Origin of the sequence: Mycolicibacterium wolinskyi str. Jessa 2025 (assembly GCF_049241375.1) — a bacterium.
GTDB lineage: Bacteria > Actinomycetota > Actinomycetes > Mycobacteriales > Mycobacteriaceae > Mycobacterium > Mycobacterium wolinskyi.
On sequence record NZ_CP185960.1, the window covers coordinates 3,229,220 to 3,253,408 of the forward strand.

Sequence of the window (24,189 nt, forward strand, 5' to 3'; positions counted from 1 at the left end):
GCCCCGACTCCGGCCGCGCGTAACGTGCTCGGAATGGCCAAACTGAGTGCCGGGTTGCTGCTCTACCGCGTCGTCGACGACACCGTGGAGGTGCTGCTCGCCCATCCGGGCGGGCCGTTCTGGGCACGCAAGGATGACGGAGCGTGGTCGGTGCCGAAGGGCGAATACACCGACGACGAAGATCCATGGGCGGCCGCCCAGCGCGAGTTCGGCGAGGAATTGGGTGCGCCGCCACCCGCGGGTCCGCGACTGGACCTCGTCCCGGTGCGGCAGGCCGGCGGCAAGGTCGTCACCGCGTTCGCGGTGCGCGCGGATTTCGATGTGACGCACGCGCGTAGCAATACGTTCACCCTGGAGTGGCCGAAGGGCTCGGGGAAAGTCAGGGAGTTTCCCGAAATCGACCGCGTTGCGTGGCTTCCGGTGGCCGTTGCCCGGACGAAGATGCTGGCCGGGCAGCGCCCGCTACTCGATCAGCTGATGGCCGCGCCGGATCTGGCGGGTTGCCATGAGGGTGGGGACGCAGGCGACGCAGCGGCCGGGTCTCGATCGCGTTGATAGTCAACGCGCGCCCATGGATACGCCAGCCTTTCGGCGTCAGCAGATACTCGTCGTCGTAACGCACGTGCCACACCAGGTCGGTCGGATGATCGGGGCCGAAGGACCAGTGGTGGGCGACGGCGGTGATGCGGCCCAGCGCATATCCGGCGTCGGTGCCCGGCGCGTAGACCTCGCCGACGATCTCATGCTGTGTTCGCACCACCTCGGTCAGCGCCGACAATGCCGTGCGCACGCCGTCGCGGCCATCCCAGCGCCGCACCGGATCCAAGCGCGCCGGCGGCTCGGGTAGCCGCAATTCGGCTGTCTCGGTGAACAATTCCGTGACATCGCCGAAGCGGCGGTCATCGACCGCGGCCGCGTACAGGTGCACCAGGTCGGCCAGGGCGAGGCGGTCGGCCACGGCGAGGGTCATGCCGTGAGCCCCAATCGCTGCGCGCACGCCGAGAGCGCGTCGCACGCTTCGGCGATGTCGCCGAGCGGTGGCATCGCCAGCACCAGCCGGTCGGCACCCAGATCCGCCAGCCGTCCGGCCCGGTCGGCATCGATCTTGGTGACCAGATGTCCCAGCGACAATTCCAAAGCCGAAGGGTCGCGGCCGGTTTCGTCGGCCTCGGCCCGCATGATCGCCAACAGCTCGGCGAGTTCGGCACCGGCAACGCCCAGCGGCTGGAACCCGTCGCCGAGCCGGCCCGCGCGGCGCGCCGCCGCGCGACTGTGCCCGCCGATGTGAATCGGTATGGGCCGGGCCGGTTTCGGGTAGCTCATCGCGTGCGCGAAATCGAAGAACTCGCCGTGGAATTCAACGCCCGCCGGCCGGTCCGCCCACAGGGCGCGCAGTACCGCGATCTGCTCGTCGGCGCGGCGGCCGCGGCTCGCGAACGCAGCGCCGCACGCCTCGATCTCCTCCTTGAGCCAGCCGGTGCCGACCGCGAGCCGAAGCCGCCCGCCGCTGAGTGCGTCAACGGTCGCCGCCCGCTTGGCCAGCACGACCGGATGGTGGTTGGGCAACACCAGGACACCGGTCGCGAGACCGAGCCGGGAGGTCTGGCCGGCCAGAAACGCCAGCAGGTCAAGGGGATCGGGCACCGGACAGTCCGCCGCGAGCTCGACCCGGCCGGACGTGTCGTACGGGTAGACGCTGGAATACTCGGCCATCAACACGGTGTGCTCGACGACCACGATCGATTCGAATCCACAGGCCTCGGTGTGCCGCGCGAAGGCCGACATCCACACCGGATCGGCGGTGACCCCGGCCGCGACGGGCGCAACCACTGCATATTTCACGGCAGCGGTCGCACGATCGAACAACCGGCGAACGTCGCACCAGCGGCCAACGGCATGCGCCGAATAGTACCGCCGCCGCTCAGAGATCGAGGGTCAGTCGATGGCCCTCGTCGGCGCGCGACACACACGTCAGCAGGTAACCGGCGGCGCGCTCGGGATCGGTGAGCAGCGTGTCGCGATGCTGGGCTTCACCGTCGAGGACGCGAACCCGGCAGGTTCCGCAGAACCCCTGCTGGCACGAATACGGTGCCGACACCCCGGCACGTCCCAACGCGGCGAGCAGCGTCTCATCGGCGCCCACCTCGACGATGGCGCCCGTCGACGCGATCGACACCGAGAACTCGGCACCGTCGACGACCGGCGGGGCGGCGAACCGTTCGAAGTGCAACTCGACGTCGTCGCGGCCGGTGAGTTCGGTGCGGATGGCGGTCAGCATCGGGGCCGGTCCGCAGGCATACACCGTGGTGCCGTCCGGGCAGTCGCCCAGCAGGTCGGTCGCCGTCGGCAAGCCGTCGACATCGTCGGTGCGGATCTCGATGCGGTTCCCGAAGCGGGTCAGCTCGTCCAGGAACGGCAGGCTCTCGCGATTACGGCCGACGTAGGTCATCGACCAGTCGATGCCCAGCCGCTGCGCGAGCCCCAGCATCGGCAGGATCGGCGTGATGCCGATACCGCCCGCGATGAACCGGAACCGCTGGGTCGGCGAGCCATAGCCGGGGACCGTGAGCGGGAACGCGTTGCGCGGCCCGTGCGTGGTGAGCCGGGTGCCGACCCGCAGCGTGTCGTGCACCTCGATCGAGCCACCGCCCCCGCCGGGGATGCGGCGGACCGCGATGCGGTAGGTGTCGGCGACCGCGGGATCCCCGCATAGGGAGTACTGCCGGACGCGCCCGCTCGCGAGGTGCAGATCGATGTGCGCGCCCGGATACCAACGGGGCAGTGGCTGACCGTCGGCCGCGGCGAAGGTCAACGCGATGACGTCCTGATCGTGAGCCACCACCTCGCGGCCCACCACGCACAGCTCGATGACGCGGTTGAGCTCCGGCGGCGGGGCGGGTTTGCGGATCCGGCGCGTCAGGCCCCACATCGTGGCGATCGCGACCTCGGCCATGCCGAGCATCGGATCGTGGCGGAATCGGCCCGACGCGCTCGGCGGCAGTTCGCGATAGCGGGACAGGATCGGCATGGCCGTCACAGGTGCGCGGCCCGGGCCGCGGGCGAGCTGGCGAGGTAGGCGACCGCCTGCGCCGTCGAACCCATCTCGTCCGGTGTGAACGACGGACGGCAGTACATCAGGGTGTTGGAGCCGAACATCTTCGAGAACTTGGGGAGCAGACCCAGTTTCGAATCCCGCATGCGCATCCGGTTCATCCGCCACCAACCGATGTCCACCGACGGGTCGCGCTTGAGCAGCTCCCAGGTGCCGCGCTGGAAGAACATGTAGACCGCGGTCGCCGCGATCGACATCGCCCGCACCCGGCTGAAGTAGCTGTCCTGGAAGTACACCGCCACATCGTGGGCGACGCTGCGATGCTCGACCTCTTCGGCGCCGTGCCAGCGGAACAGGTCGGTGAGCGTCGGATCGGCGCCGTAGTCCTCCCACGTGCAATTGAGCACGAAGTCGCCCAACACCGCGGTGTAGTGCTCGATCGCGGCGATCAGCCACAGCCGGTCACACAGGTCGTTGAGCCGACGCTGTGGGTCGGTGGCCGTCGTCGGCGCGAGCATCTTCTTGAACACGTGCTCGACCATGGCCAGGATCGGCTCGTACTCCACGCCGTGCGTGGTGAGGAATTCCTCCAGCACCTTGTCGTGGGTTTCGGCGTGCGTGGCCTCCTGCCCGATGAACCCACGCATGTCGTCGGCAAGTTTGGGATCGCGTACGTACGGCAGTGCCTCGTTGAACGTTGCGACGAACCAGTGCTCGGCGGCCGGCAGCACCACGTTGAACAGGTTGACCATGGTCGATGCGACGGGATGGCCGGGGATCCAGTGCAACGGGATACCGCTGAGATCGAAGTGGACCTTGCGTGCCTGGATCTGTACCGGGCCCGGGTCGATTTCCTTGTCGAACCGCAACGGACGCAGCATCGAGAGCCTCCCTGAGATGAGTGGTCTCATGCAGTGTACGGATTATGTGGGAACGCGGGTACCGGGTGGGTGCCGTGTCGAAAGCAGCGAGCCCGCGATCCGGCAGGGGATCGCGGGCCCGACGAACCGTATCGGCGAGATCAGGCCGGTGGCGGGGTCCCCGCTCCGGGCGCGCCCGCGATCGGCACGACAGGTGTCGGCGTCACCGTCGTCACGCCGTTGCCGCCGACCCGGGGGCCGCCGGACACCGCGTTGTCGGCCGCCTGCTCGGCGGCCTCGGCGCTGCAGTCCAGCATCAGGATCATCTTGCCGCTGGAATTGACCTTCTGAGAGTCGACGAGGCACTCGGCCTGCGGCAGGGCACTGCCGAACGAACCACCGAAGGTCGCCTTGACGCCCTGGCTCTTCAGGATCGACAGCGCCTTCATATAGGGCTCGCCGACGACGTTGATCGAGGCGGCGGTGGGCTCCGAGGTCGCCGTCCCCGCGGCGAACAGGGCGATCGAGCCGGCAGCGACGAGTCCGCCGCCGAGCACAACAAGCTTCTTCACGTGATCTCCGTCAGTCAGGGTGCGGTGCGAACATATCGCAGCGGTGACGAATGTGAAACCGGAGAACAACGCCGGTGTGTTACACGTTCCCGATACGTGGCTGCGCCCTGCCCGCCACGACGTCCGCCATGACCTCACCGAGCGCGTTCGCCCTGGCGTCGTCGAACACGTCCTCGAGCACGAGCCTGCGGCCGTCCGGACCGCTCAGCGGCACACGCCAATTCGGATACTCGTCGGTGGTGCCCGGCTGGTTCTGCGTGCGCAGGTCGCCGACCGCGTCCGCCAGCGACAGCGCCAGCAGCTTCGACGGCGTCCGGCCCAGATAGCGGTGCAGCGCCGTGACGATCTCGTCGGTGTCGGGATCGGGGCCGAGCAGACCGACCCGGCGCAACTCGTCGAACCACGCGGCCTGCGCGGCCCGATCCTCTTCGAGTTCCTGTTCGGCCGGCCGGGTGAGCAGCCCCAGTTCCTCGCGCAAGCGGACATGTTCACCGGCCAGATAACCCGCCGTCGGGGGCAGGTCGTGGGTGGTGACCGACGACAGGCAGTACTCGCGCCAGCGTTCGGCAGGCAGCGGCCCGCCCGAGCCGTCGGATTCGAACCACAGGATCGACGTGCCGAACAGACCTCGCTCGCGCAGGTAATCGCGGACCCACGGTTCCACCGTGCCGAGGTCTTCGCCGACCACGACGGCACCCGCCCGGTGTGCCTCCAGGGCGATGATGCCGATCATCGCGTCGTGGTCGTAGCGCACGTAGGTGCCATCGGTCGGCGCCGCGCCCTTCGGGATCCACCACAGCCGGAACATGCCGATGATGTGATCGATGCGCACGCCGCCCGCGTGCCGCAACGCCATGTTCACCAACGCGCGAAACGGTTCGTAGGCCGCCGCGACCAGCCGGTCCGGCCGCCACGGCGGCTGCGACCAGTCCTGGCCGAGCTGGTTGAACTCGTCCGGCGGGGCGCCCGCGGTGACGCCGAGCGCGAGCACATCCTGCAAGGCCCACGCGTCGGCGCCGTCGGGGTCGACGCCGACCGCGAGATCGCCCATGATCCCGAGCGCCATGCCGGCCTGCTGCGCCGTCGCCTGCGCGACGGTCAGCTGATCGTCCAGCTGCCATTGCAGCCACCGGTGGAAGTCCACGGCCGCCGGATTGGCCGCCGCGAATGCCGCGACGTCGGGGCTGCGCGGATGTTGCAGTTCGTGCGGCCAGCCGTGCCAGTCGTTGCCGTACTGCTCGGCGAGCGCGCACCACACCGCGAAGTCCTCGAGGCTGCGGCCCTCCCTGGCCCGGTACGCGCGGTATGCGAGCTCCCGGCCCGCTGAGCGAGGTGTGCGGTAAACCTGTTGCAGCGCAGCACGTTTGGCCTTCCAGGCGCTGTCGCGGTCGATGAGCTCACGACGGTTCGCGCGTTCGCTCACCCCGGTTCGGAGCTTGCGTATCCGACCCCGGCCGCGCACGGCGGCGAATTCCGGTATGGCCTCGACCCGAAGATAGAGCGGATTGACGAAGCGCCGCGAGGTCGGCAGATACGGCGACGGTTCCATCGGCGCGGTGGGGGCGGCCGCGTGCAGCGGATTGACCAGCACGAAACCCGCGCCGTGCGCGGTCGCGGACCACACCGCGAGATCGGTCAGATCGGTGAGATCGCCCGTTCCCCAAGAGTTCTCGGAGCACACGCTGTAGAGCTGCACCGCCAGCCCCCAGGCTCGCCGTTCCCCGAGCCGCGTGGGCAGGGCGAGGACGGCGGGGGAGACCACGACCGGCGTCTCGGTGTGGAAGTCGCCGACCCGCAACCGCAGGCGGTGGTACCCGAGCGGTAGATCGGGGGGAAGTTCGAACGTGGCCTCGCCGATCCAGCGGTCGTCGAGCTCGTACGGCGCCCGGTTGTTCTCCAGCTGGCGCAGGCCAGTGCGTTCGGTGCCGTCTTCGAGCGCGAGCGTGACGTCGACGGCATCGCCATGGGTGACGTGCACCCAGAAACTCGACGGCGTGCCCGCCCGGCCGAGCACGATCGGCGGCAGCGACCGCTGCCAGTACTCGCGGTCATGAGCGGCCAGTGCCTCGGCGCGGCCCTGCTCGGTGCTCGCCGGTAATCCGAGGGCGTCGAGCACCGCCACCAAGGTGGACTCCGGCACCTCGATGCGCTGACCGGTCCAGTCTTCGTACTCCGTGGCCACGCCGTACCGACGGGCCAACTCCAGCAGAGCCGGGGACAGTGCAGTCATGACCCCAATCTTGGGGCCCAGCGCGCGATCGCGTCAGTCGACATCGCGGACCAGCAGGTCGTCCCACGTGTCCCGCCGCACGACCAGGCGCGCGTCGCCGTCGCGCGTGAACACCACCGGGACCCGGCGGGCGCCGTTGTACTGGTTCGACATCGTGTAGCAGTACGCGCCGGTGACCGGGACCGCGAGCAGATCCCCGACGACCGGATCGCGCAGCGCGACGCGGTCGACCAGTTGGTCGCCCGACTCGCAGTGCCTGCCGACGACGCTGACCGGCTCGCCGCCGCCAACGCGGTTGACGATGGTCGCCTCGAACCGCTGCCCGGTCAGCGACACCTCGAGGTTGTCGCCCATCCCGCCGTCGACCGCGACGTGCGTGACGACCCCGCGTTTGACGGTCGTGACGCGGTAGAGCGTGCACGCGCTGGCCGCCACCATGCTGCGGCCCAGCTCCACGATGATGCGGCTGCCGCTCGGCAACAGCGCGCGGGCCTGCGTGGTCATGGCGTCGGCGTACTCGTCGAGTCCGGGCGGATGCTCGTCATAGGTGTAGCGGGCGCCGAGCCCGCCACCAAGGTCATAGACCTCGAACGTGCCGAGGCGTGCGATCGGCTCCACGGCCGCCGCGAGCTGGTCGACGTTGAGCAACTGCGAACCGACATGGGTGTGCACGCCGTCCAACCGCAGCCGCGAGCCGGCTTCGATGCGGGCGATCGCCGCCCGCGCGTCCTCCGGTGACAAGCCGAACTTCGATGCCGCGTGGCCCGTGGCCTGCGAGGCGTGCGTCGTGGCCTCGACGCCGGGAATGACGCGAACCAGGCAGGCCTGCCTGCGGCCGGCGCCGACGATGCGTTCGAGCCGGTCGATGTCGTCGAAGTTGTCGACGACCACGAGCCCGACGCCGTGCCTGACGGCGATCTTGAGTTCCTCGTCGGTCTTGGCGTTGCCGTGCAACACCAGCCGGGCAGGGTCGGCCCCCGCCTTGATCGCGGTCAGGATCTCCCCGCCGCCCGCGACATCGAGATGCAGCCCTTCCTCGGCCATGACCCGCTGAACTGCCGTGCACGGGAACGACTTCGACGCGAACGCCACATCGCTGCGGGGCCAGCGGCTGCGGAATGCGGCCAGGTAATCGCGAGCCCGCCGGCGCAACGCATCTTCGTTCACCACGATCGCCGGTGTGCCGAACTCTTCGGCGATCGCGTCGAGGCGGCATCCGCCGACCATCAGGGTGCCGTCCGTATCGGGCCGCGAGCCCGGTGGAAACAGCCCGATCAGGTCGGCCGCGGTGGTGGTCATCAGCTCAGCGTGCCATTCGCGGGCGGGTTCGGCGGTCGATCCTGCTAGCCTGTCTGTAACGATCCCTACAGAGAGGGGGGACATGGGTGCACCACTGACCAGACGGCAGCAGCAGGGCGTCAACTCGCGCGAACAAATCCTCGACGCCACCGAACGTCTGATGGCCACCCGCGGCTACGCCGCCACGTCGATCAGCGACATCCGCAACGCGTGCGGGCTTCCCGCGAGCTCGATCTACTGGCACTTCGGTTCGAAGGACGGCGTGCTCGCCGCGGTGATGGAACGCGGCGCCGACCGCTTCTTCGCCGCCATCCCCGCCGACGCGTCGATCGACGAACAGTTGGCGGTCCTGGCCGCGCTGCAGGCAGACCATCCCGAGTTCCTGCGGTTTCTCTACCTGCTGTCCCTGGAACGCAGCGACGATCCGGCCGTGACCGAGGTGGTGCGCCGGGTGCGCGACACCGCGATCAGCCGGTTCGCCGGTGCGGTGCGGCGACTGCTGCCGCCCGGGCTCGCGCCCGATCGCGCCGAGCGCGTGACCGCCGAGCTGACCGCATTCGCGGTGGCCCAGTCCGACGGCGTGTTCTTCGCCAGACACCTCGAGCCCGACGACATCGACGTCGCACGTATGTACCGGCGGCTGTGGCAGGCCGTCACCGCCCTCGTCCCGATACTTCTGGAGGAACAGTGACCGACCGAACCGTAGTGATCACCGGCGCCAACGCCGGGCTGGGCTTCGAATGCGCACGCGGCCTTCTGGATTCCGATCCGTCCTGGCACGTCGTGCTTGCCGTACGGGACACCGGCCGAGGCACCGACGCCGCGGCCCGCCTCGGCCACCCCGGCCGCACCACCGTCAGCGCCATCGACCTCGCGGCCCTGCGGTCGGTGCACGACTTCGCCGGCCGGCTGCCGCAACTCGATGTGCCGCCGCTGCATGCGGTCGTGTGCAACGCCGGACTGCAGATGGTCTCGGGAGCGCAGACGACGGCAGAAGGCTACGAGATGACGTTCGGCGTCAACCATCTGGGCCATTTCGCGCTCGTCTCGCAGGCGCTGGACCAGTTGGCCAAGCCCGCGCGGATCGTGGTCGTCAGCAGCGGCACGCACGACCCCGACAAGTTCACCGGGATGCCCGCGCCGCGCTACACCACCGCCGACAAACTCGCCTATCCGCAGGCCGGCGGACTGACCGCCGAAGAGGGCCGGCGTCGTTACACCACATCCAAACTGTGCAACATGCTGTTCGCCTACGAACTCGATCGGCGGCTCGGGCACGGCCACCACGGCGTGACGGTGAATGCGTTCGACCCCGGCCTGATGCCCGGGTCGGGTCTGGCCCGGGACTACTCACCCGCCCAGCGGTTGGCGTGGCGGGTTCTCATGCCCGCGCTTCGGGTGCTGCCCGGCGTGAACAGCACGCGCCGCTCCGGGGCCGACCTCGCGAGGCTCGTCGCCGACCCCGCACTCGACGGGGTCAGCGGCGCATACTTCGCGGGCACCCGCCGGATCCGGTCTTCGCGGGAGTCCTACGACGAAGCCAAAGCCGCCGACCTCTGGCAGCTCAGCGAACGCCTCGTCGCAGCCGTGCGCTGACCGGCGGTAGTGTGGCCGCAGTGCCACCCAGACCGGCCCTAGGACAGCGCGAATCCGTCGACCTGCGGCGGGCCCGTATCGCGGTCGCGGCGCTGTTTCTCACCAACGGCGCGATATTCGCCAATCTGCTGCCGCGCTATCCGGAGATCAAGACCGACCTCGGCCTGAGCAACGCGGTGTACGGCGCTGCGGTCTCGGCGTTCTCGGGCGGTGCACTCGTCGCAGGGTTGACCGCGGGTGTGCTGATCCGGCGGTTCCGCAGTTCGCGCGTCGCGGTGATCGGCACGATCGCGCTCGGGACGTTCGTGGTGACGGCCGGTCTGGCGGCATCGCCGGTGATGTTCGCCGCGGCACTCTTCATCGCCGGAGCGTGCGACGCGGTCGTCGACGTCGCACAGAACGCGCACGGGCTGCGACTGCAACGCGACTACGGCCGGTCCATCATCAACTCGCTGCACGCGGTGTGGGCGGTCGGTGCGATCATCGGCGGGCTCACGGGCGCGGCCACCATCGCGCTCGGTGTGCCGCGTGGTATCCATCTCGCGGCCATCGCCGTGGTGTTCAGCGTGGTGGTGCTGGTCGCCTACCGGTATCTGTTGCCGGGCCCGGACCACGACGATCATCCGGCTGCCCTGGCGCCCGCCGGCACCAAGGCAGGCCCGCGCGTCTACCTGATCCTGCTCGCGCTCGTGCTCATCGCCATCGCCGGTGCCACGGTCGAGGACGCCGGAAGTTCGTGGGCCACGCTCTATCTGCGCGACACCCTGCACGCACCGCCCGCGGTCGCGGTGTTCGGCTACATCGCCCTCGTGGGGTTCATGTTCGTGGGCCGGCTCATCGGCGACCGGATGGTCGACCGGTTCGGCGAGGCGACCGTGGTGCGCGTAGGAGGCCTGATCACCGCCGCCGGGATGGGTGCCGCGCTGGCGTTCCCGAGCATCGCCGGATCGATCGCCGGTTTCGCCGCCGCCGGCCTCGGGGTCGCGACGTTGATCCCGGCGGCCATGCATGCCGCCGACCAGCTGCCCGGCTTGCGGCCCGGCACCGGGCTGACCGCCGTGACGTGGCTGATGCGAATCGGGTTCTTCGGGGCACCGCTGCTGGTCGGCATGATCGCCGACGCGGCCGGACTGCGGGTCGGACTGGTCGTCGTGCCGATCGTCGGTGTGCTGGTGATGCTGTTGGCCGGCGTGTTGAGACGGGCGCCGTCAGTGCGTGGCGCCGGCGACCTCGATCGTGAACACACCCGACACGATTAGCGCGATGCCGAGCATCATCACCGGCGTGAGTGGATCTTTGAACACGAACTTCGCGATCAGCGCGACGAGCGCGACACCGCAGGCCGTCCAGATTCCGTAGGCGATCCCGACGGGCACTCCGAGTGACAGGGCCACCCACAGCAGATAGAACGACGTGGCATAGCCGGCGACCACCGGAACGGCCCAGGCCTTGCGGCGCAGCCCTTCCGAGGCGCGCAGCGACAGCGTCGCGAACACCTCGACGAGAATCGCTCCCGCGAGCGCGAGCCACATCACGATTCGACCTCGCGCGGGTGCGATCCGAGTTCGACGAGCAGCACGCCGGCGATGATCAACCCGATACCGGCCACGATGGGCCACGTGAACGGATCGCCGAACAACACCGCCGCCAGCACCGCCGTCGTCGCAGTGCCCATCGCACCCCAGATGCCGTAGGCGACGCCGACGGCCATGCCGGCGCGCAACACCAACGTCAACAACAGGAATGACGACAAGTAACCGGCGACCACGAGCACCAGCCAGGCGGCGTGGTCCTGGGACGCGCGCAGCGACAGTGTGGCGGTGACTTCGGTGCCGATGGCCGCGCCCAGCAACGCCCACTTCCGCACGGCACAAGGCTATGTGACGGGCGGGGAGCGGTTGTGGCCAGGCCGTGCGGCGAACGTTCACGTCAGGTTCCGCGCGGCCGGCCACCGGGGCTTGTCGACACCGAGAACGCTGCCCGTGCGTACCGTGGAGAAGTTCGCTGCGCGCACATCACCCGACACGGAGGAGATGCATGACCGACCCGATGCGCACCCTCGTCGTCGAGACCGAATACGGCCCGGTTCGCGGTACCGACGACGGAACGGCGAAGGCGTGGTTGGGAGTTCGCTACGCCCGGGCCCCGCTCGCCGAGTTGCGGTGGCGCGCGCCCGAGCCGCCGCAACCATGGCGTGAGGCCGCCGACGCCACGAAGGTCGGCCTCGTATGCCCGCAGCCGACCGATCCGAGGATCCCGCTCGACCTCGGCGGGCAACAGGGTGAGGACAGCCTCGTCCTCAACGTGTGGGCGCCCTCGGGCAGTGCGCCCGGGGACCGGAAACCGGTCATGGTGTGGGCGCACGGCGGCGCCTATGTGCTCGGCTCGGCCAACCAGCCGTTGTATCGCGGCCGGGTGCTCGCCGCGGAGGGCGACGTCGTCGTCGTCACCGTCAACTACCGGCTCGGCGCGTTCGGCTTCCTCGACCTCTCCGAGTTCAGCACCGTCGGCATGCGCTTCGACACCAACGTCGGCCTGCGCGATGTGCTGTTCGCACTGCGGTGGGTCCGCGACAACATCGCCGCGTTCGGCGGCGATCCCGACCGCGTCACGCTGTTCGGGGAATCGGCGGGTGCGGGAATCGTGACGACCCTGCTCGCCAGCCCGGAAGCCGATGGGCTGTTCACCGCCGCGATCGCGCAGAGCTCACCGGCGACGTCGATCTACGACGCCGCCCGCTCGCGCAAGGTTGCCCGCGAGCTCCTCGACCGGCTCGGCATCGAGCCCGGCGACGCGGGCCGGCTCGCGCACACCCCGCCGGCCGCGATCCTCGCCGCGTCGCAGGCGATCTTCAACGACGTTCCGGCGCAATCGCCCGGCACGCTGGCGTTCGCGCCCGTCGTCGACGGAGACCTGGTACCGGACTATCCGGTGAAGCTGGCCCGGGAGGGCCGCACACACGCGGTGCCGTTGATCATCGGCACCAACAAACACGAAGCGGCGCTGTTCCGCTGGATGAAGTCGCCGCTGATGCCCATCACGCCGGAGGCCATCAGGACGATGTTCGAGGGGATCGCCGCGGAGCAACCGGGCTTGCAGCTGCCGACCGAAGCGCAGATCACCTCGGCCTATGCCGGTCTGCGCACCAAGGCGATCGGGATGGGCGTGGCACGCGACATCGGCTTCCGGATGCCGTCGTTGTGGTTCGCCGAAGGGCATAGCGCCGTGGCGCCCGTCCATCTCTACCGGTTCGACTTCTCCACCCCGATGCTGCGGCTGCTGCGCCTGGGCGCCGCTCACGCGACCGAGTTGCCGTACGTCTGGGGCAATCTCGTTGCGGGGCCGAAGGATCCGACATTCAAGCTCGGGGGGCTCAAGCACGGCCGCGCGGTGTCGCAACGAATGCGGCGGCGCTGGGTCAACTTCGCCGCGACCGGCGAGCCCACCGGAGCGCCCGGCGAACCGGTCTGGCGGGCATACCGCCGCGACGACCGGTCCGCCCTCGTGATCGACAAGGAGGACAAGACCGTCACCGATCTCGACCGCGACCTCCACACAGCGTGGGGCGACGAGGTGCTCAACTTCCGGTGACCGTCGTGACACGTGGCCGGCCGAACTGCCCGAGTACCCACCTGATCGGGCTGCCGACGCAGCAGTATTGAGGCATGGACGTCAAAGAGGTACTGCTGCCCGGTGTCGGCCTGAGGTTTGAGTTCGAGAACCACGACGGTGACCGGATCGGCGTCATCGCCCTGCGGACCGGCAACTTCGAGGTCGTCGTGTACCCGCACGAAGATCCCGACCAGGCCCAACAGGTGTTCCGGTTGTCCGACGAGGAGGCCGACGCGCTGGCGCAGATCCTCGGCGCGCCGCGGATCGCCGAGCGGTTCGCCGACCTCACCAGGGAAGTGCCCGGCCTCAACGCCGGTCAGGTCACGATCCGGCCGGGCAGTCCCTTCGCCGACCACCCGCTGGGCGACACGAAAGCCCGCACCCGCACCGGTGCGTCGATCGTGGCGATCGTGCGCGACGAGGAGGTGCTCGCGTCGCCCGGCCCCGCCGACCTGTTGCACGCCGGCGACGTCCTGGTGGTGATCGGGACCGACTCCGGCATAGCGGGCGTCGAGCAGATCGTCGCCCGTGGAGACGTGCCCGGCGCGCCGGCACAGGGCTGACTCGGTGGCTGTATCGGCTGCGCTTCTCCTTGAGCTCGGCATCATCCTCGCGGTGCTCACCGTGCTCGGCACCGCCGCACGCCGGTTCGCGCTGTCGCCCATCCCGCTGTATCTGGTGGCCGGCCTGGCCCTCGGCGAAGGTGGCATCGCCCCGGTGCCCGCCGCCGGCGAGTTCGTCAGCACCGGCGCATCGATCGGCGTGGTTCTCCTACTGCTGACGCTCGGGCTCGAATTCTCCATCGGGGAGTTCGCCACGAGCTTGCGCAGACATCTCCCGTCGGCGTGGGTCGACCTGCTGCTCAACGCGATTCCCGGCGCGATCGCCGGCTGGCTGCTCGGGCTGTCCGGTGTCGGAATCCTCGCCCTGGCGGGCGTCACCTACATCTCGTCGTCGGGTGTGATCGCCCGGCTGCTCGGCGATCTGCGCAGGCTCGGCAACCGCGAGACGCCCGCGGTGCTGTCGATCCTGGTGCTGGAGGACTTCGCGATGGCGGCCTACCTGCCGCTGCTCGCAGTGCTCGCCGCCGGTGGCACGCTGCTGCATGCGCTGGTCGGCATGACCATTGCGATCACGGCGTTGGTCGTCGCCTTCGTGGTGTCCTACCGGTGGGGACAACACGTCACCCGGTTCGTCGCCCATCCGGACAACGAGCAGCTGCTGCTGCGGGTACTCGGGCTGACCCTCATCGTCGCGGCGCTCGCCGAGTTCATCCACGCCTCGGCCGCGGTCGGGGCGTTCCTGGTCGGCCTGACGCTCACCGGTGATTCCGCGCAGCGGGCCCGCACGGTGCTCAGCCCGCTGCGGGACCTGTTCGCGGCGATCTTCTTTCTGGCCATCGGGATCTCGGTGGATCCAGCAGATCTCGTGCCGATGCTGCCCGCGGCGCTCGCGCTCGCGGCCGTCACCGCGGTCACCAAGGTGCTCACCGGCCGTTTCGCCGCACGGCGCGAAGGCGTTGCCCGGCCCGGCCAGCTGCGGGCCGGCACCGCGCTGATCGCGCGCGGCGAGTTCTCCCTCGTCATCATCGGTCTCGTCGGCTCCACCTACGAACAGCTCGAGGCGATCGCCACCCCGTACGTGTTCATCCTGGCGATCGTCGGTCCGGTGCTGACCCGCTACGTCGGCACACGGCCCGTGATCCGGGGCTGAGGCGACGGTGCCGCCGAATGCCCCGCGCGGGCAGAGCCCGACCCCGTAAGGTCCGCAGCGTGCGCACCGTGTTCGACGCCGAAGTCGATCCCGCACTGATCGACCGGGCGCTGGCCGCCAGCAGCCTCGGGTCGGTCTGGCTCGACATGCCGAGGCCGCGTCATCCCGCGCTGACCCGTTCGGCCAGCTGCGATCTGGCGGTGATCGGCGCGGGCTACACCGGACTGTGGACGGCGCTGCACGCCGCCGAACGTCATCCCGACTGGCGGATCGTGCTCATCGACGGCCACCGGGTCGGCTGGGCGGCGTCCGGCCGCAACGGCGGATTCGTCGACGCGAGCCTCACGCACGGCGAAAACAACGGAAAGACGCGCTGGCCCAACGAGATCGACAAGCTCGACGCGATGGGCCGAGACAACCTGGACGGCATGCAGGCCGACATCGCCCGGCTGGGCCTCGACACCGACTGGCAGCGCACCGGGATGCTGACGGTGGCCACCGAGCCGCACCAGATCGACTGGCTCGCACAGGCGGCCGCCGCAGGCGAGGGCGCGTTTCTCGACCGCGAGGCGGTACGGGCGCAGGTCGATTCGCCGACGTATCAGGCCGGGTTGTTCGAACGGGACACCTGCGCCCTGGTGCACCCCGCCAAACTGGCGATCGAGCTCGCCCGCGCATGCGCGGACGCCGGGGTGCACATCCACGAACACACCGCCGCGCGCTCGATCAATTCCGGGGGAGCGGTGCTGCGCATCGAGACCCCGCAGGCCGTCATCACCGCGCGGCAGGCGGTGCTCGCGACCAATGTGTTTCCGAGCCTGCTGCGCCGCAACAGTTTTCACGTCGTTCCGGTCTACGACTATGTGCTGGCGACCGAACCGCTGACCGATGCGCAGCTGTCTCGGATCGGCTGGCACGGCCGCCAGGGCGTCGGCGATTGTGCCAACCAGTTCCACTACTACCGGCTCACGATGGACAACCGCATCGTGTGGGGCGGTTACGACGCCGTCTATCACTTCGGTCGTAAGGTCAAGGCCGGCTATGAGGACCGACCGACGACTTACCGCAAACTCGCGGCACATTTCTTCGTGACGTTCCCGCAACTCGGCGACGTGACCTTCAGTCATCGGTGGGCCGGCGCGATCGACACCAACACGCGCTTCTGTGCCCATTGGGGGATGGCGCGCAACGGACGCGTCGCCTACGTCAACGGGTTCACCGGTCTGGGTGTCGGCGCGGCCCGGTTCGCCGCCGACGTGTGCCTCGACCTGCTCGACGGCACACCGACCGAGCGCACCGAACTGGAGATGGTCCGCAAACGGCCGCTGCCGTTTCCGCCGGAACCGTTGGCCAGCATGGGAATACAGGCCACCCGGTGGTCACTCGACCGGGCCGACCATGCCGCGGGCCAGCGCAACCTGCTGCTGCGCTCTCTCGATGCGCTCGGGCTCGGATTCGATTCGTAATCCAAAAGTTCTTTCAGCGTTTGAATTCAGCCGAGCAGAACCGCACACAAGCAAAGCCAAGATCAGTAGGCTCGGCCGGGTAGGTCGAACGTCAAGAAAGGGGAGCTGCGTGGGAGACACACTTACCGAAGGACAGAAGCTGGACAAAGGGGGGTCGCTCACTTCCAACAACGGCGCCTACACGCTCACGTTGCAGGACGACGGCAACCTCGTGCTCTACGCGCGCGACAAAGCGGTCTGGTCCACGGAGACCAACGGCCAGGACGTAGTCCGCGCCGAAGTGCAGACCGACGGCAACTTCGTGCTGTACACACCGGAGAAGCCGGTGTGGCACACCGACACCAAGGGCAAGAAGGACGTCAAACTGGTTCTCCAGGACGACCGCAACCTGGTGCTGTACGCCAAGGACGGACCGGCGTGGTCCTCGAAGACCGACACGACCGAGCCGCCACCGCCGCCGCCTGCTGCGGCCGAGCCCGAGGTCGCCCCGGCCGCGGTTGAGGAACCCGCACCGGCGCCCGAGCCCGCCCCCGAGCCTGCCGCTGCGCCGGCCGCCCCGCCGCCGCCTCCGCCGCCACCGGCACCGCGCACCTACACCGTTGTCTCCGGCGACACGCTGTGGGCGATCGCCGAGCGGTTCTACGGCGACGGCAGCAAGTACCAGCAGATCGCGAATGCCAGCGGAATCTCCAATCCTGACCTCATCCATCCCGGACAGGTTTTGACGATTCCCTGACCTGCACCGAACCGACGGCCCGGACCTCAGCGGTCCGGGCCGTCGTCGCTTCATCCGATGTGCCGCGGGATGATTCGCGAGCCAGCGCCGCTCATGCGGGTGAACCGGCGCGCAACCGGCCATCGCCCCGGTACCCTTGGAAATCACCACGACCGCAAACCGATGGGAGGCCGCCCGTGCGCCACCCGTGGCTTCGCGCGCTGCGATCACTCGTGCTGGCGGCCCCACTGGCGGTGTTGCTGCATGCGGCCCCGACGGCGCAGGCCATGCCAGGTGTGCTCGTGTACCCCGGCATGGAAATCCGCCAGGACACCAATGTGTGCACGCTCGGCTACGTCGACCCGGTCAGCCGGATCGGGTTCACCGCAGGCCACTGCCGGGGCAGCGGCCCCGTGGGGGACCGGAACGGGAACTTCATCGGCCAGCAGACGTCATTCCGCGACAACACGCCCGACGGTGCGACGATCGACACGAATCACATGATCTCCGACTGGGAAACGATCCAACTCGCGGGCGACGTCGCGATCAACAACATCCTGCCGGGTGGTCGCCTGCTGGTCGAGGACCCGGCGGTCGTGCCCGCGCCGGGTCTGCCGGTGTGCCACTTCGGTGTGGTCACCGGCGAGAGTTGCGGAACCATCGAAGCCGTCAACAACGGCTGGTTCACGATGGCGCACGGCGTGGTCAGTCAGAAAGGCGACTCCGGCGGGCCGGTGTACGTCGTCACTCCCGACGGCCGTGCTGCGATCGTCGGGATGTTCAACAGCACGTGGGGTCAGTACCCAGCGGCGGTGTCGTGGCAGAGCGCGAGCGGGCAGGCCCGCAATGCGGTGGTGCAGGCGTCCGGTGACATCGCGAACGCTGTTGTGCCGCAGCCCTAATCGAGCAATTTGAAGACCGGGATCGAGCGCGCGCCGTCCCGAAGCTCGGCATCGGTCGATTGCGGTGTCAAACCGGCGGCATGCCCCTTGACCTCCCAGTACCACCGGTCGAGGTAACGCTTCAGCAGCGGGGGCTTGCCGTCATCGGGCACCTCGGTGATCGGCACGGTGCGGCGACGCCACCGCGGGCCGATCTCGACGGCTCCAGCCGCTCTCGCGTTGCGGGCCCACTGCGTGTTGCCGCGCGGTGACACCAGGAACTTCTCGCCGTCCACCGACAGCAGGTTGACCACAACGGCGTGCGGTTTGCCGGTTCGCCGCCCGCGTACCCGCAGCGCCGTCGTACCGGCGATGCTGATGCCGAGTTCGGTGAGGTGGCGAATCAGGTCGTTGCCGGCGCGAGCGACCGGGCCGGGTGCGTCGTATCGCGTTGTCATCGTGGCTCCTTCGCAGGGAAACATTTCGAGAGCAGTGCTCTCTTTCAAGAGTTGCACGGGTGGGCACGAATTTCAAGAGCAGTGATCTCGGTTCTGGCACACTCGCCCTGTGGGAAAGCGTCAGGAGAGTCGCGAGCGGATCGAGGCCGCGATCATCGAGATCGGTCGGCAACACCTCGTCACCGAGGGTGCGGCGGGCTTGTCGCTGCGTGCGATAGCCCGCGACCTCGGCATGGTGTCGTCGGCGGTGTACCGCTACGTGGCGAGCCGCGACGAGCTGCTGACCCAGCTCGTCGTGGACGCCTACACCGAACTCGCCGATGCGGTCGACGGCGCGGCAACGCAATCCGATTGGCGTGCGCGCATCCGCGCCATCGCACACGCGACGCGCGACTGGGCCATCGACCAGCCGGCACGCTGGGCGTTGTTGTACGGCAGCCCGGTGCCCGGCTATCACGCCCCGGCCGAGCGTACGGTCGGGCCCGGCACGCGGGTGGTCGGTGCGTTGTTCGCGGCAGTCGCCGCCGGTATCGCGGCCGGCGACATCATGGCGACGAAAGAAGCTGTGGCGGAACCGCTCTCGTCCGACCTTGAGCGCATTCGGGCCGAGTTCGCCTTCACCGGCGACGACGCGGTCGTGGCGAAGTGCTTTCTGGTGTGGGCGGGCCTGGTCGGCGCGGTCAGTCTCGAAGTGTTCGGGCAGTACGGTGCCGACACCCTGACCGATCCGGCGCAGATGTTCGAGCTTCAGATCGGGTTGTTGATCGATACGTTGGCGCGACCCGTACATTAATCTTGACTTATATAAGTAATAGCTTTTATGTTTGAGCCGTGCACACGTTCGACGTCCTGGGCGACCCGGTGCGACGGCGCATCTTGGAATTGCTGGCCGACGGTGAACTGACCGCGGGCGCGATCGGGGCCGAGGTCCAAGCGGAGTTCGGCATCAGCCAGCCGGCGGTGTCGCAGCATCTGAAGGTATTGCGGGACAACGGTTTTGCCAATGTTCGAGCCGAAGGCCAGCGCAGGCTGTATTCGGTGGACAGTGCGCCGCTGCGTGATATCGACCAGTGGCTGGACACCTTCCGGCGGTTCTGGACGCCGCATTTGGACGCATTGGCAACCGAGATCGCGCGCGGCAAAAGGCAACGCAGAATCGAATGGAAACACCATGATTGACGTAACCCACCAGGTCAACGCCGTGCGCCGCACGGTCGGCACCCGAGTGCTCGAAGCGGGGGAGGCGCACGTCATCACGCTCGGCCAGACATATCCGACCGACGCCGCCGATCTGTGGGACGCGCTGACCAACATCGAGCGCATCCCGCGCTGGTTCCTGCCGATCACCGGCGAGTTGCGGGTCGGTGGCCAGTACCAGCTGGAGGGCAATGCCAACGGCACGGTGCTGAGCTGTGACCCACCCCGGGAGTTCACCGCCACGTGGGAGTTCGGCGGGGACGTCAGCTGGATCGAGGTCCGCGTCTTCGATGAGAGGCCGGATCGATCCCGATTCGAACTCGACCACATCGCGCACGTCGACGACGACACCTGGCGCCAGTACGGACCGGCCGCGGTCGGCATCGGCTGGGATCTCGGACTCGTCGGGCTGGCCATTCACCTGGAGACCGGTGAGGCGATCGAAGCCGGCTTCGAGGAGACGTGGTCGGCGAGCGATGACGGCAAGCGGTTCGTGACCGAAGCGGCCGGGCAATGGCAGCGGGCCCTGGTGGCCTGCGGCGCCGATCCCGAGTGGGCCCGCGCCGCGACGCAGCGTTGTGCCGCCTTTTACCAGGGCGAACCGCAGAACTAGAACGCGTTCTAGCCATCCCGCGCGGTCGGCGATATCCTCGTGTCGTGCTGAATCAGACACCTGTCCAGATTGCCTGGGTGACGGACGACCTGGCGGCGACTGAACAGGCGCTGACCACCCTGCTCGGCGCGCGCCGTTGGGTGCGCATGCCCGCAGTCCACTTCGCCCCCGACAGTTGCTTCCATCGCGGCAGGCCCGCCGATTTCGTGGCCGACATCTCGCTGAGTTACGCCGGGGACACACAGCTCGAACTGATCGCGCCGGTCCGCGGTGACAGCGTGTACTCGGAGTTCCTGGATCGCAGCGGCCCAGGACTGCACCACGTCTGCGTCGAGGCGCCCGACCCCGCGGCGTTCGAGGCCCGCCTGCGCGACGCCGAACGCGACGGCACGCCCGCGGTGTGTCACGGCGAGATGCCCGGCGGCATGAGATTCGCCTATCTGTCGGCGCCGGGGGCCGGGGTGCCGTATCTGGAAGTCGCTTACATCCCGCCCGAGATCCGGGCGTTCTTCGACCATGTGAAACAGGAGCAGCAGTGAAAGAGATCCCCGAGGTTGTCGACGCCGCCGAGGTCGCGTCCTGGTCCGACGAGGTCGACGTCGTCGTGATCGGCTTCGGCATCGCGGGCGGATGTGCGGCGGTCAGTGCGGCCGCGGCCGGAGCCCGGGTTCTCGTACTCGAGCGTGCGGCCGCTGCGGGCGGCACCACGTCGATGGCAGGCGGGCACTTCTACCTCGGCGGCGGCACCGCGGTGCAGGAGGCCACCGGGCACCCCGACACCCCGGAGGAGATGTACAAGTACCTGGTCTCGGTGGCCCGCGACCCCGATCTCGAAAAGATCCGCGCGTACTGCGACGGCAGCGTCGAGCACTTCAACTGGCTGGAATCGCTGGGCTTTCAGTTCGAGCGCAGCTTCTACCCGGGCAAGGTGGTCGTCCCGCCCGGCACCGAAGGGCTGTCCTACACCGGCAACGAGAAGGTGTGGCCGTTCTGCGAACAGGCCAAGCCGGCGCCGCGCGGCCATTCGGTACCGGTGCCGGGCGAGCTGGGCGGTGCGGCGATGGTCATCGACCTGCTGCTCAAGCGCGCCGATGCGCTCGGGGTCGAGATCCGCTACGAGGTCGGCGCGACGAACCTGGTGGTCGAAAACGGGTCGGTCGTCGGCGTGAAGTGGAAGCACTTCGGCGAAACCGGTTGTGTAAGAGCGGAATCGGTGGTCATCGCGGCGGGCGGTTTCGCGATGAACGCCGAGATGGTCGCCGAGTACACGCCCGCGCTGGGCACCAAGCGGCGCACCAAGCACCACGGTGAGGTCGAGCCCTACATCCTCGGCAATCCCAACGACGACGGTCTGGGAATTCGGATGGGCGTCTCGGCCGGCGGCGTCGCCAAGGACCTCGATCAGCTGTTCATCACCGCCGCGGCCTATCCGCCCGAGATCCTGCTCACCGGCGTGATCGTCAACAACCAGGGCCAGCGCTTCGTCGCCGAGGACTCCTACCATTCGCGCACATCGGCTTTCGTGCTCGAGCAGGCCGATCAGGAGGCCTATCTCGTCGTCGACGAGGCGCACATGGAGATGCCTGCCATGCCGTTGATCCGGTTCATCGACGGCTACGAGACGATCGAGGAGATGGAGACCGCGCTCGGTATCCCGAAGGGCAACTTGGCGGCGACGCTGCAGCGCTACAACGAGAACGCGGCCAAGGGCGAGGATCCCGACTTCCACAAGCAGCCGGAATACGTTGCGGTGCAGGACAGCGGGCCGTGGGCGGCGTTCGACCTGTCGCTGGGCCGCGCGATGTACTCGGGCTTCACCATGGGCGGCCTCGCGGTCTCGATCGACGGTGAGGTGTTGCGGGCGGACGGCACCGCCGTGCCCGGTCTGTACGCGGCGGGGGCGTGCGCCTCCAACATCGCGCAGGACGGAAAGGGTTATGCCAGCGGCACGCAGCTCGGTGAAGGATCGTTCTTCGGCCGCCGCGCCGGCGCGCACGCCGCGGCGCGCTAGGCCTGTTCGGCGATGGCGCTCAGCTGCCAGCGCCCATCGCCGAGCAGCGCGAGCTGCTTCTCGTGATGCCGGTTGACGCTTTCGCGATGGCTGACGCTGACCACGATGCAGTCGGGTAGCTCGGTCCGCAGAGTCTCGTACATCGCGAACTCCTGACCCGGGTCGAGCGCCGACGTCGACTCGTCGAGGAACACCACGCTCGGCTTGGCCAGCAGGACGCGGGCGAACGAGATCCGCTGCTGCTCACCGGGCGACAGTATCTTCGACCAGTCCGCTTCCTCGTCGAGCCGCGACGACAAGTGGCCCAGGGTCACGGCGCTCAGCGCTCGCCGGATCTCGTCATCGCCGAACGCGCCGGCCGGCTCCGGGTAGCTCACCACCTCGCGCAGGTCGCCCAGCGGGGCATAGGGCAACTGCGACAGGAACATCACCGTGCCCTCGGGGTATCGCACGGTGCCCGAACCGTACGGCCACAGTTGTGCGAGGCTGCGCAGCAGCGTCGTCTTGCCGGTGCCGGACGGGCCGGTGATGACCAGCCGGTCGCCGGGCGTCAGCTCCATGTCGAGGTTGTCCAGAAGCAGTTCGCCTGCGGGAGAACGCACTTCGACGTCGGCGAGCTCGACGCCACCGTTGTCGCTGACCCCGGACGCCAACCGCGGCAGTGCCCTGGCCTGTTCGTTGGCGGTCACCAATCCGTCGAGGCGGATGATCGCGGCGCGGTATCCGGCGAACGCGTCATACACCGACCGGAAGAAGCTCAACGAACTCTGCACGCGGTTGAACGCACTCGCCGACTGGGTGACATCGCCCAGTTGGAGTTCACCGGCGAACAGCCGGGGCGCCTGGATGATCGTCGGAAGCGGCTCGATGATCTGGTTGATGGACCGGTTCCAGCCGAGAAACGCCACGCCCCGCAACACGAGCCTGCGATAGTTCGCGATGATGCGGGCGAATCGCACCCCGAGCGTGTCGCGTTCGGTGCGCTCACCGCGGTAGAAGCCGACGGCCTCGGCGGAATCGCGGATGCGCACGAGCGCATAGCGGAACGCGGCGTTGGTGAGCTCGTTGCGGAACGTGAGCCGGATGATCGGCCTGCCGATCCAGAACGCCACGACCGTCGTCACGGCGACCCACAACAACGCGATCCAGAACAGCGCCTTGGGCACCGTCACGCCCAGAATCGTCAACGGCCCGGCCAAATTCCACAGGATCGGGGTGAACGCGACAACCGAGACGAGCGCGTACACCGAACCGAACAGCAGCGTCTGCGACGTCGCGACCGTCGGGTTGTTCGTCTCCGGTCCCGTGCCGGTGGTGAAGACGTCGATGTCGTGCTGGATGCGCTGATCCGGGTTGTCGATCGGCCGGCCACCGAACGCACCGAGGAAGCGGCCGCGATAGTAGGCCCGATCGTCGAGCCAGTCGCCGGTGAGCCGGTCGGTCAACCACACGCGCCACCGAATGATGAAGTACTGCATGAGATACAGGTCGAGCAGCGTGCGGGTGATGTCGGCCGTCACCAGCATCGCGAAGATCACGATGGACTTCCAGAAACCGGCGATGCCCGAATCGCGCACCTCGTCGTTGCCCGCTCCCGCCCCCTCGAAAGCCACTTGAAGCGCGGTGAACTGGTCGTTGGCGTAATAGGAGAACAGCACGTCCATGCGCACCGAAACCATCACCGACAACAGCAGCACGGCCAACAGCGCCCACACCGGAATGCTTTGGCGCCCGGTGAAATAGCCGCTCGTGACGCGCCAGAACTGCCTGCCCCATACGGTGAACCGGGCCAGCCCGGCCAGCACGACGACCATCGAGAGCGCGCCGACGGCCCACGCTTTCGCCACCCACAACAGCGACGCCAGGATCTCGTTGCCCCAGTCCAGCGACTGGGTGAACATCTCCATGCCCGGC

The 24,189-nt window shown here is 68.6% G+C and carries 25 protein-coding genes and 1 pseudogene; 15 read left to right on the forward strand and 11 right to left on the reverse strand.

Going from position 1 to position 24,189, the window contains the following annotated elements; all coding sequences use genetic code 11:
• Positions 1–33 precede the first annotated feature (33 nt).
• A complete protein-coding gene (locus ACOI2T_RS15880; RefSeq protein WP_409505319.1) occupies positions 34–555 on the forward strand; it encodes an NUDIX hydrolase in 522 nt (173 codons plus the stop codon).
• 70 nt (positions 556–625) lie between these two features.
• Here ACOI2T_RS15880 and ACOI2T_RS15885 read toward each other — a convergent pair.
• The 7 genes and pseudogenes from ACOI2T_RS15885 to lysA all read right to left on the reverse strand — a co-directional run.
• Positions 626–970 (reverse strand): annotated as a pseudogene (locus ACOI2T_RS15885) (nuclear transport factor 2 family protein); the annotation flags it as partial.
• Positions 967–1,842 carry an LLM class F420-dependent oxidoreductase gene (locus ACOI2T_RS15890; protein ID WP_409505320.1) on the reverse strand — a complete coding sequence of 292 codons (876 nt, stop codon included), beginning with the start codon at positions 1,840–1,842 and terminating at the stop codon, positions 967–969. The pseudogene ACOI2T_RS15885 and the gene ACOI2T_RS15890, both read right to left, overlap by 4 nt.
• Positions 1,843–1,921: 79 nt before the next feature.
• Entirely contained in the window at positions 1,922–3,028 is a 1,107-nt protein-coding gene (locus ACOI2T_RS15895; RefSeq protein WP_409505321.1) for a PDR/VanB family oxidoreductase, read from the reverse strand.
• 5 nt (positions 3,029–3,033) lie between these two features.
• Positions 3,034–3,933, reverse strand: a complete 900-nt coding sequence (locus tag ACOI2T_RS15900) for a metal-dependent hydrolase (protein ID WP_085145760.1) — start codon at positions 3,931–3,933, stop codon at positions 3,034–3,036.
• 140 nt (positions 3,934–4,073) lie between these two features.
• A complete protein-coding gene (locus tag ACOI2T_RS15905; RefSeq protein WP_067851980.1) occupies positions 4,074–4,484 on the reverse strand; it encodes a hypothetical protein in 411 nt (136 codons plus the stop codon).
• A 79-nt stretch (positions 4,485–4,563) separates the two neighbouring features.
• Positions 4,564–6,714 carry a 4-alpha-glucanotransferase gene (gene malQ / locus ACOI2T_RS15910; RefSeq protein WP_409505322.1) on the reverse strand — a complete coding sequence of 717 codons (2,151 nt, stop codon included), beginning with the start codon at positions 6,712–6,714 and terminating at the stop codon, positions 4,564–4,566.
• 33 nt (positions 6,715–6,747) lie between these two features.
• Entirely contained in the window at positions 6,748–8,013 is a 1,266-nt protein-coding gene (lysA, locus tag ACOI2T_RS15915) for a diaminopimelate decarboxylase (protein ID WP_421876982.1), read from the reverse strand.
• 82 nt (positions 8,014–8,095) lie between these two features.
• On the opposite strand from lysA, the gene ACOI2T_RS15920 reads away from it, so the two are divergent.
• From ACOI2T_RS15920 to ACOI2T_RS15930, 3 genes are read left to right on the forward strand one after another with little or no spacing between them, the layout of a single operon-like run.
• Positions 8,096–8,704: a TetR/AcrR family transcriptional regulator gene (locus ACOI2T_RS15920; RefSeq protein WP_409505324.1), complete on the forward strand. Its 609-nt coding sequence runs from the start codon at positions 8,096–8,098 to the stop codon at positions 8,702–8,704.
• Entirely contained in the window at positions 8,701–9,609 is a 909-nt protein-coding gene (locus tag ACOI2T_RS15925) for an SDR family NAD(P)-dependent oxidoreductase (RefSeq protein WP_421876985.1), read from the forward strand. Before ACOI2T_RS15920 ends, ACOI2T_RS15925 begins: the two co-directional genes overlap by 4 nt.
• A gap of 20 nt (positions 9,610–9,629) precedes the next feature.
• Positions 9,630–10,868 carry an MFS transporter gene (locus ACOI2T_RS15930; protein ID WP_409505326.1) on the forward strand — a complete coding sequence of 413 codons (1,239 nt, stop codon included), beginning with the start codon at positions 9,630–9,632 and terminating at the stop codon, positions 10,866–10,868.
• On the opposite strand, the gene ACOI2T_RS15935 is transcribed toward ACOI2T_RS15930, so the two are convergent.
• Both ACOI2T_RS15935 and ACOI2T_RS15940 read right to left on the reverse strand, forming a co-directional pair.
• Positions 10,818–11,141: a DMT family transporter gene (locus tag ACOI2T_RS15935; RefSeq protein ID WP_067851905.1), complete on the reverse strand. Its 324-nt coding sequence runs from the start codon at positions 11,139–11,141 to the stop codon at positions 10,818–10,820. The genes ACOI2T_RS15930 and ACOI2T_RS15935 overlap by 51 nt on opposite strands.
• Positions 11,141–11,476, reverse strand: a complete 336-nt coding sequence (locus tag ACOI2T_RS15940; protein ID WP_085145766.1) for a DMT family transporter — start codon at positions 11,474–11,476, stop codon at positions 11,141–11,143. The genes ACOI2T_RS15935 and ACOI2T_RS15940 overlap by 1 nt, the downstream gene beginning before the upstream one ends.
• 170 nt (positions 11,477–11,646) lie before the next feature.
• On the opposite strand from ACOI2T_RS15940, the gene ACOI2T_RS15945 reads away from it, so the two are divergent.
• The 6 genes from ACOI2T_RS15945 to ACOI2T_RS15970 all read left to right on the forward strand — a co-directional run bounded on the left by ACOI2T_RS15945 (position 11,647) and on the right by ACOI2T_RS15970 (position 18,017).
• Entirely contained in the window at positions 11,647–13,200 is a 1,554-nt protein-coding gene (locus ACOI2T_RS15945) for a carboxylesterase/lipase family protein (RefSeq protein WP_409505327.1), read from the forward strand.
• Between the two features lie 74 nt (positions 13,201–13,274).
• Positions 13,275–13,784, forward strand: coding sequence for a cation:proton antiporter regulatory subunit (locus ACOI2T_RS15950; RefSeq protein WP_409505328.1), 510 nt, complete (start codon positions 13,275–13,277; stop codon positions 13,782–13,784).
• 4 nt (positions 13,785–13,788) lie between these two features.
• The gene (locus ACOI2T_RS15955; RefSeq protein WP_067851901.1) at positions 13,789–14,934 is read left to right on the forward strand and encodes a cation:proton antiporter; all 1,146 of its coding nucleotides are present in this window, start codon (positions 13,789–13,791) and stop codon (positions 14,932–14,934) included.
• 59 nt (positions 14,935–14,993) lie between these two features.
• On the forward strand, positions 14,994–16,400 hold the full coding sequence (locus tag ACOI2T_RS15960) for an NAD(P)/FAD-dependent oxidoreductase (protein ID WP_409505329.1): 1,407 nt from the start codon (positions 14,994–14,996) through the stop codon (positions 16,398–16,400).
• Between the two features lie 109 nt (positions 16,401–16,509).
• A complete protein-coding gene (locus ACOI2T_RS15965) occupies positions 16,510–17,136 on the forward strand; it encodes a LysM peptidoglycan-binding domain-containing protein (protein ID WP_409505330.1) in 627 nt (208 codons plus the stop codon).
• A gap of 176 nt (positions 17,137–17,312) precedes the next feature.
• Positions 17,313–18,017, forward strand: coding sequence for an Rv1815 family serine proteinase (locus tag ACOI2T_RS15970; RefSeq protein ID WP_409505331.1), 705 nt, complete (start codon positions 17,313–17,315; stop codon positions 18,015–18,017).
• Here the strand turns inward: ACOI2T_RS15970 and ACOI2T_RS15975 are convergent.
• Positions 18,014–18,454 (reverse strand): nitroreductase/quinone reductase family protein, encoded by a 441-nt coding sequence (locus tag ACOI2T_RS15975; protein ID WP_409505332.1) that lies wholly within the window; start codon positions 18,452–18,454, stop codon positions 18,014–18,016. The genes ACOI2T_RS15970 and ACOI2T_RS15975 overlap by 4 nt on opposite strands.
• Before the next feature lie 109 nt (positions 18,455–18,563).
• Here ACOI2T_RS15975 and ACOI2T_RS15980 point away from each other — a divergent pair, with 109 nt between their 5' ends.
• From ACOI2T_RS15980 to ACOI2T_RS16000, 5 genes are read left to right on the forward strand one after another with little or no spacing between them, the layout of a single operon-like run.
• Positions 18,564–19,247, forward strand: coding sequence for a TetR/AcrR family transcriptional regulator (locus ACOI2T_RS15980; RefSeq protein ID WP_409505333.1), 684 nt, complete (start codon positions 18,564–18,566; stop codon positions 19,245–19,247).
• A gap of 38 nt (positions 19,248–19,285) precedes the next feature.
• The gene (locus tag ACOI2T_RS15985; protein ID WP_409505334.1) at positions 19,286–19,633 is read left to right on the forward strand and encodes an ArsR/SmtB family transcription factor; all 348 of its coding nucleotides are present in this window, start codon (positions 19,286–19,288) and stop codon (positions 19,631–19,633) included.
• A complete protein-coding gene (locus ACOI2T_RS15990) occupies positions 19,626–20,264 on the forward strand; it encodes an SRPBCC family protein (protein ID WP_409505335.1) in 639 nt (212 codons plus the stop codon). Before ACOI2T_RS15985 ends, ACOI2T_RS15990 begins: the two co-directional genes overlap by 8 nt.
• 44 nt (positions 20,265–20,308) lie before the next feature.
• Positions 20,309–20,803 (forward strand): VOC family protein, encoded by a 495-nt coding sequence (locus ACOI2T_RS15995; RefSeq protein WP_409505336.1) that lies wholly within the window; start codon positions 20,309–20,311, stop codon positions 20,801–20,803.
• Positions 20,800–22,275 (forward strand): FAD-binding protein, encoded by a 1,476-nt coding sequence (locus ACOI2T_RS16000; protein WP_409505337.1) that lies wholly within the window; start codon positions 20,800–20,802, stop codon positions 22,273–22,275. Before ACOI2T_RS15995 ends, ACOI2T_RS16000 begins: the two co-directional genes overlap by 4 nt.
• On the opposite strand, the gene ACOI2T_RS16005 is transcribed toward ACOI2T_RS16000, so the two are convergent.
• Positions 22,272–24,182 carry an ABC transporter ATP-binding protein/permease gene (locus tag ACOI2T_RS16005; protein WP_409505338.1) on the reverse strand — a complete coding sequence of 637 codons (1,911 nt, stop codon included), beginning with the start codon at positions 24,180–24,182 and terminating at the stop codon, positions 22,272–22,274. The genes ACOI2T_RS16000 and ACOI2T_RS16005 overlap by 4 nt on opposite strands.
• Between the last annotated feature and the right edge of the window lie 7 nt (positions 24,183–24,189).